Origin of the sequence: Clostridium frigoris (assembly GCF_018861865.1) — a bacterium.
GTDB lineage: Bacteria > Bacillota > Clostridia > Clostridiales > Clostridiaceae > Clostridium_AD > Clostridium_AD frigoris.
In genome coordinates this window covers 1-7,159 of record NZ_JAHLDV010000093.1, presented here as the reverse complement: position 1 = coordinate 7,159, position 7,159 = coordinate 1, and the positions used below count along the sequence as shown (strand labels likewise).

At 29.4% G+C, this 7,159-nt stretch carries 8 protein-coding genes; all 8 read right to left on the bottom strand.

What is annotated here, in order from left to right; all coding sequences use genetic code 11:
* Positions 1–96 precede the first annotated feature (96 nt).
* Complete coding sequence (locus tag KPL37_RS18735) at positions 97–411, bottom strand: serine hydrolase (protein ID WP_216151593.1); 315 nt, start codon at positions 409–411, stop codon at positions 97–99.
* Positions 412–806: 395 nt separating this feature from the next.
* The gene (locus tag KPL37_RS18730) at positions 807–1,340 is read right to left on the bottom strand and encodes a DUF4352 domain-containing protein (RefSeq protein WP_216151592.1); all 534 of its coding nucleotides are present in this window, start codon (positions 1,338–1,340) and stop codon (positions 807–809) included.
* A 58-nt stretch (positions 1,341–1,398) separates the two neighbouring features.
* Positions 1,399–2,496, bottom strand: coding sequence for a serine hydrolase domain-containing protein (locus tag KPL37_RS18725; protein WP_216151591.1), 1,098 nt, complete (start codon positions 2,494–2,496; stop codon positions 1,399–1,401).
* 41 nt (positions 2,497–2,537) lie between these two features.
* A complete protein-coding gene (locus KPL37_RS18720) occupies positions 2,538–3,554 on the bottom strand; it encodes a hypothetical protein (protein ID WP_216151590.1) in 1,017 nt (338 codons plus the stop codon).
* 18 nt (positions 3,555–3,572) lie between these two features.
* Positions 3,573–4,580, bottom strand: a complete 1,008-nt coding sequence (locus tag KPL37_RS18715) for a phosphodiester glycosidase family protein (protein ID WP_216151589.1) — start codon at positions 4,578–4,580, stop codon at positions 3,573–3,575.
* A gap of 187 nt (positions 4,581–4,767) precedes the next feature.
* Entirely contained in the window at positions 4,768–5,577 is an 810-nt protein-coding gene (locus KPL37_RS18710; RefSeq protein WP_216151588.1) for an undecaprenyl-diphosphate phosphatase, read from the bottom strand.
* Between the two features lie 5 nt (positions 5,578–5,582).
* Positions 5,583–5,789 (bottom strand): hypothetical protein, encoded by a 207-nt coding sequence (locus tag KPL37_RS18705; protein WP_216151587.1) that lies wholly within the window; start codon positions 5,787–5,789, stop codon positions 5,583–5,585.
* 49 nt (positions 5,790–5,838) lie between these two features.
* A complete protein-coding gene (locus KPL37_RS18700) occupies positions 5,839–6,843 on the bottom strand; it encodes a phosphodiester glycosidase family protein (protein ID WP_425514053.1) in 1,005 nt (334 codons plus the stop codon).
* Between the last annotated feature and the right edge of the window lie 316 nt (positions 6,844–7,159).

Below are 7,159 nucleotides of genomic sequence, written 5' to 3'. Positions count from 1 at the left end.
TCTTCAGAATACCCAATTTTACTCACCATGATATCTTTCCCCTTTCGTAAAGCCTATACTGTATAATATACTATATTTCTCTCTACGACAACTATCTTAACACATAGGGATTGTGTCTTGAACACTCAAAAATTTCTTTTCTTGTAACATTAAAATAGCTGTAGCCGTAACTTGTTTCGTTAAGGATGCAATTTCGAAAACTGTTTTCGGTTTATCAACAATATTTTTGTTATAGTCTGCCATTCCATATCCTTTGTCTAATATGACTTCATCATCTTTCGCAATAAGAATTGTCCCACTAAATTTATTTTTAACAGAATAATTATCTATATATTTAGACAGCTTAGATTGAACATCTGTTTTAGAATCATTAATCGAAGAGGATATTGCAAATCCTATCACTACTAGCATAAATGTAAATAATAAAAATATTACTTTAATTACATATTTTTTTTCAATATTATATCACCCCTCAATTATTGATATGCCCACTTGCGAACATGTTTATCATATTATTTTATTTATGATTTTATAATTCAAAAGATCATTAAGAATATATATTATCTTTTAAATTGCTAATTCTTATTCATTTGTTTACCATTTAACTCTTGATTTCGAAGATTCCGTTATTTATAAATGATCTATGTTATATTACAAAAAATAAAAAAGCTCCAACGGTATCTCTTGGCGCTTTTTACTATTTTAAAAATAATTAGAAGTTAAACTGTTTATATACAAATTCAACTTTCAGATCATGCTAACATAAAAATTTATAACCATAATCTAGTATGGTTATTTTTTTAATTTTAATTTATTTTAAAACGAACTATCTTATGTTTCAATAAGTCCCAATTATAGTTTAAACTCAATCCTTTAGCACCCTTTACTGCTAAGAATGTCATAGTTCCTGTAAACTCTCCTTTAGGTCCCAGATTACCACTTTCAAATGTATGATTGGCATCTATCATTGTTACTATAGGATCCGTAATTTTTCCTTTATCATCCTGAATCTGAAAATCATCGCCATAATTCATCTTACTATTACCTCCATTTTTAACAGTTATAGTTGCAATAACATATTCTAATCCTCCATCTGGCCTACTAACTTTATTTCCATTTGATGTATCTATTTTATCAATTTTCACAGATATACCATTAATCTTTACTGCCTCCCCCACTTTGTAGAAGTCTTTAACAGTTGGCAGTAAGATACTAGTTACGTGTGTACTCACGCTCTTTTTAACCCTGTTTGATTCTACTATGTTATATATACCAAAGCCTCCAGCAAGTACAAATATAGCTACTACACTTGAAATTATAATACGCTTATTTTTGTTCATTAATATCTCCTTTGAATTTACTTTTTTAAGTTATCATTCATATAACTAATTACGTAAGTTACTTTTTCATTTCTAAGATATCTGATAATCCTGAAACTATAGGTATAACATTGTATGGGTATTTATTACTTAGTATAATAATCACATAATTTTTATTAATATTTTTCCCTATATATGATGAATAGCCTAAAATACTTCCATTATCCCAAATCATTTTATCCCCATTACCTTTTTTTGTAATAATCAATCCATATCCATAACTATGTAGGCGTGGAGTAATCATATCATTTAATGATTTTTTATTAATTAATTTTTTTCCAAGTAAAGCATTATCCCAGGTATATAAATCCTTAACTGTTGAATAAATCCCTCCAGCAGAGTATTGTGTTGAGCTTTCTGAATTAAATGCTGGTTTATATTTGTCCTGTTTTTTAGATAGATAATATCCAATTGCTTTGTTCTTTATAGTCCTCTTATTGCTTAAAAATCCGGTGTTATTTAGTTTTAAAGGTTTAAATATGTTTTTTTCTACATACTGTTCATATTTCATACCTGACACTTTTTCTATTATATATCCAAGTAATATATAATTTGATCCACTGTACTCGTACTTTGTTCCAGTCACAAATTTGAGTGGTTTATTTTTAAAAAGCTCGATGATTTCCAATGGTGTATAAGTATATTTTCCTTTTTTGGACGGTTGATTATAATCTGGAATTCCTGAGGTGTGAGTAAGAAGACTGTATATTTTTATTTTATCTCCCTCTGGATAGTCTGGAATATATTTGTCAACTGTGTCTTGCACACTTAAAAGTTTCTTTTCTTGTAACATTAAAATTGCTGTAGCCGTAAATTGTTTTGTTAATGACGCAATTTCAAAAACTGTTTTTGATTTATTAGCAATTTTATTATTCTTGTCTGCCATTCCATATCCATTATCTAATATTACCTCATTATCTTTCGCAATAAGAACTGTGCCACTAAATTTATTCTTTGCTGAATAATTTTTTATATATTTAGACATTTTAGATTGGATATCACTATTATCTACTTTTGCACTATTCGTTGTATTGATCGTATCCCTTGCACAGCCTATTAATAATATCGTAAATATAAATATAAAAACTACTACTTTTATTATAATTTTCTTTATCATTAATATATCCTCCAAATTATTAATAGGCCAAGCTCATTATTTTAATTGAACGGTGTTTCAACTAAATTTCCATCACTTAACGATGCAATTCCGTCGCTATATGCTTGAATAAATTTACCTTTATAAATTGTTTCTTTATTTGTTTTTAGTTCTGTTACCGTACATTTAATCTTATCATTTATATAAACCTTCCCACTACCAGTAACAAACAATTTATCTTTACTTATTGGTGTACTTAGTAGAAATAGCTCCCATTTACCGCCTAATTTACCATAATGTATCTTATCGATTTTATTATTACTATTAATATTTCCAATATAAACTTGATCATTATTATCTATTGCAAGTAAGCATGATTTTGTTGAATCACCAAAGTTCAAAGCATGATCTGGCCCAGTTGCATAAACCTTGCTATTTGTTAAATCTTCGTACACCATTTTGTCTTCATGGGGTATTACTTGAATGTTTCCTATGTATTCAGAATTAGTAACAACTTTTTTTCTTGATTTCATTATATTTACCCAATATATAGAATAATACTTATAACCATTCTTAACTTTTATATAAATTACATTTGTTAAAGGTGATGCTTCAATATCCTTTACAGTAGACGCTGAACTAATCATCAAAATATCGGATACTTTACTTTTTTGTGATTGAGTAACATCATAATATGATAATGATAGATTTCTGTTTAATGTTTCTACAATAAGCATTCTATTTCTATCTGGAAGCCATTTACAAAATGATATTTTGGCCCCATTAGATGAAGGTATATTAACGCTTTTACATGTTTTAGTATTAACAACATATAACTCTTTATTTAAGTAATATGAAATATAACTTGCATCATAGGAAATATTTATGGTTGTAGCGTTACTTGGTACTTTAAACGTTGAAACAGAAGTCTTATTACTTCGCGTTGAGTCTCCTACCTTTTGAGATTTAACTGTAGTACTTGAAGTTAAAAGGTAATTATTCAAATAGAAAAATCCACCACCCTGTACAATTAATGAAATTATAATGCATAATCTCAATTTTTTAAATACATTACTCATAACTTACTCTCCTATCTGTTAATTATTAACTATAAAAGCAGATGGAACTGCCCTTTCGCCAAGTGCGTTGCAGGGTTTATTAATGATACTTCCATCATTATACATTGTAGTTGATGAACCACCATCTAAATTAGATGCATTATATGCGCCATATTGAATCATTATATTTTGTACATCTCTAAGTGATGCACCTAGGCTTTTAGTAGTTCTTCCATCAATAGCCAGTAATATTATAGCGCCATCACTGCGCTGTCCTATTGCGGTCCTTGGTGCAATTCCCCACCCTCCATCTCCAGACTTTATTGTTTCCTGACCATTAACTACAAGTGCTGGTCCAAAAGAAACCGCTTCTGTTACAGAAAACTTTTTCAAATCATTCAAGGTATAAGGACCTACAAGAAGTTGTGCATCTTTTGTAATTGCAGTAACATCAACCTTTTTATCTGGATCTGTTATATCATTAAATTTAATCTTTCCATTGCTCATTATAATGCCTGTTGGTTTTCCACCCGTACCAGTCCATTTCGTATTAGTTGATGATGAGTCAGAAAATCCTCCAGCATTAATAGCAGCTACTGCACCATTGTCTTGAGCTATCTGGCTTGTTAGTTCACCTTGAGTTCCTAGTTTATTACTGTAACCAACTTTTACTCTTGTTGGATCTTTAATAATAAGAAGATAACCTGTAAACTTTATTCCATTAGAGATATCATATCTTTCAATACTATTGTCATGACTACTAATAAATTTAATACTATTATTATTGACCTGTTGCATAACCTGCACTGTATCTTCATCCCGGATTTTTTGAATTTCTGCATCAGACAAAAATAGCTTTGCAATCCATTGATGACTAAGTGTAGTCATTGCAGCATCTACAATTGTTTTTTTTACATTAGTAAATGGACCATGGAATATAATTAATGGAGCGGTCACTCCTGTAAATATTAATCCAAAAATTAGATAAAATGTAAAATTTCTTAGTTTATGTTTCTTTTTTTTCCTTGATATATTCTTTGTTCCCATATTTTCCTCCTCTGTTCCCAAAATCTCATTTCATAATTTGTAATTAACTGCTATATATAAAACATAATATACATCGCGTTCACATTACACTATTGTGCCATATATTCAATCAATTTACAATAATAATTTTATATTTATGATAGTAAAAAATCTCTCCACAAAAGTGAAGAGATCCATTACGAACCAATTATCTTAAAACGTTCATAAATACAAGTGCAAATAAAAACACACCAACACATATTCTATACACAGCAAATACTCTCATTCGCTTATTCTTTAGGAAAGCCATGAATTTATTTACTACTACAATAGCTACTATAAATGATACAACGAACCCTGTTATTAATGACATTACCTCAATACCCGTAAGTGCCATTTTAGCTTTAAATAATGTTAGAGCTGTTGCTCCAATCATTGTAGGTATTGCAAGGAAAAATGAAAATTCAGCTGCTGCAACGCTGTTTAATCCAACAATCCATGCTCCCATTATTGTTGAAGCAGATCTTGACATACCAGGCCATAGGGCAAGACATTGAAAGCACCCTATAAGTATAGCTTGAGGTAAAATAATATTATCAACATTTCCAATTACATCTTTACTTCTAAATTTGTTTTCAACCAAAATCATTAAAATACCACCAACTATTAATGCGGCAAGTACAGGAACAGGTCCAAACAAAGTTGCCTCTATTTTCTTATGTAATATAAGTCCCAATACTGCCGATGGCATAAATGCTACAATAACATTAATCAACATTTTAAAACCTGATTTGCCCGGAGTTAGATTTTTTAAATAATGCACCAACTTAGCCCGGTAAAGAACTACAATTGCAAGAATTGCTCCAAGCTGAATAACAATTTCAAATAAGGTAGCAAAGTCACCTGTAAAGTTTATAAAATGACCAACTATTATCATATGTCCAGTAGACGAAATCGGAAGGAACTCAGTTATTCCTTCAACTATACCCATTATTATTGATTGTAATATTAATATCATAAATTTCACTCACCCTTGTTTAGAGATTTTTTAGTATTTGTTGGCACAGATTTATCTATATTTTTATTTTTATTACTTGCATCTTGTACGACCTTTTTAATAACTACTGTTGAATCAGTAGCTAAAAAATAATGATTTATATAAAAAAAACCTAAACATTGCAAAGATAAAGATATTACTATCCAAATGCTTATTTTTTTCTTCCACTTCATATTGCTTCTCCTTTAACTTTAAAATATTCTTTTATAATTTATCACACATTTACCTTTTCTCTACATATATAATTGAAGGTACAGTTCTCTCGCCTTCACTACCACAAGGCTTGTTTATAACTTTATCATTATAAAACATTGTAGAAGAAGAACCACCATCTAAATTAGTAGCATTATAAGCCCCCGCTTTGTACAATACGTCTTGTGCATCTCTTAAAGTAGCTCCTATACTAGAGAGCTCCCTACCGTCAATGACTAATAATAATATCGTCCCATCTTTCTTTTGTGCAATACATGTTCTAGGTGCAATTCCCCAACCCCCATCACCTGTATTTATAGCTTTCTTACCATTAACTATAATTGCTGGTCCAAATGATACTGCCTCAGTTACTCCGGATTTTTTCATTTCGTTAAGAGAATAAAAACCGACTAAGAGCTTACCTAATTTAGTAAATGCTACACATTCTCTCTTTTGATTTTCATCTTTAATATCGTCATAAACAATTTTTCCATTAGATATTATAACTCCAGCTGGATTTGCTCCAACTCCTGTTTTAATAGTTCCAGAAGTTTTATCTATAAATGCGCCACCATTAATTGCAGCTTGTGCATTATTATTTTTTGCAATATCACTAGTACGCTCCCCTTTTGTTCCAAGATTACTGCTATAACCTATTTTTAACCTAGTCGGGTCATTGATCTCTAGTAAATACCCTTTGAACTTTTTACCTTTAACATCATATCTTTCAATACCATTATCATTTTTATTTTTTACTGTTACATCTGAATCTACACCATTTAAATTATTTTGCGCTATAACTTCTATTTTCTGATCACTCATAATTTGTTTTATTTTATCATTTGATAAAAATGATGTTGCTAGATATTGTAAAGTATAGGTAGTCATTTCTGCACCTACCACTGTACTCTTCACATTTTTAAATGGACCATAATAAACCATAAATGGGCCTGTAATAGTTGTGAACACTAATTCAAATATTATAAACAATAAAACATTAAGGCTTGTTCTTTTTTTATTTTTTATTTCTTTCATCATTTCCATCCTTTTTCTTATTAGGTACTATTCTAGGATAGCATTTCTGCTATTAATAAAAATGTTTATCCCCTTTCCACTTCTTATATATTATATCTATAACATTAAAAACAGATTAAAAGCCGTTAATTTTGTTTAATATAACAGTTACTTTTGTTATAAAAGTAATACATTTACGAATACTATAATAATGATATTAGTTATTTGATTGAGTAGTCACGGAAACTAATATGTAAAACTTGAATTTGTATGAAGTAATATCGAACTATAATTTTTGTGTTAAGAGAGCAGTTAGTAATAAAAATAGGCATAGCAA

What these genes read in the sequence shown, in the direction of transcription:
- KPL37_RS18715 (WP_216151589.1), bottom strand. Translation starts at nt 4,580, where the DNA reads ATGGGAACAAAGAATATATCAAGGAAAAAAAAGAAACATAAACTAAGA.
- KPL37_RS18700 (WP_425514053.1), bottom strand. Translation starts at nt 6,843, where the DNA reads ATGAAAGAAATAAAAAATAAAAAAAGAACAAGCCTTAATGTTTTATTG.
- KPL37_RS18725 (WP_216151591.1), bottom strand. Translation starts at nt 2,496, where the DNA reads ATGATAAAGAAAATTATAATAAAAGTAGTAGTTTTTATATTTATATTT.
- KPL37_RS18735 (WP_216151593.1), bottom strand. Translation starts at nt 411, where the DNA reads ATGCTAGTAGTGATAGGATTTGCAATATCCTCTTCGATTAATGATTCT.
- KPL37_RS18705 (WP_216151587.1), bottom strand. Translation starts at nt 5,789, where the DNA reads ATGAAGTGGAAGAAAAAAATAAGCATTTGGATAGTAATATCTTTATCT.
- KPL37_RS18730 (WP_216151592.1), bottom strand. Translation starts at nt 1,340, where the DNA reads ATGAACAAAAATAAGCGTATTATAATTTCAAGTGTAGTAGCTATATTT.
- KPL37_RS18720 (WP_216151590.1), bottom strand. Translation starts at nt 3,554, where the DNA reads ATGAGTAATGTATTTAAAAAATTGAGATTATGCATTATAATTTCATTA.
- KPL37_RS18710 (WP_216151588.1), bottom strand. Translation starts at nt 5,577, where the DNA reads ATGATATTAATATTACAATCAATAATAATGGGTATAGTTGAAGGAATA.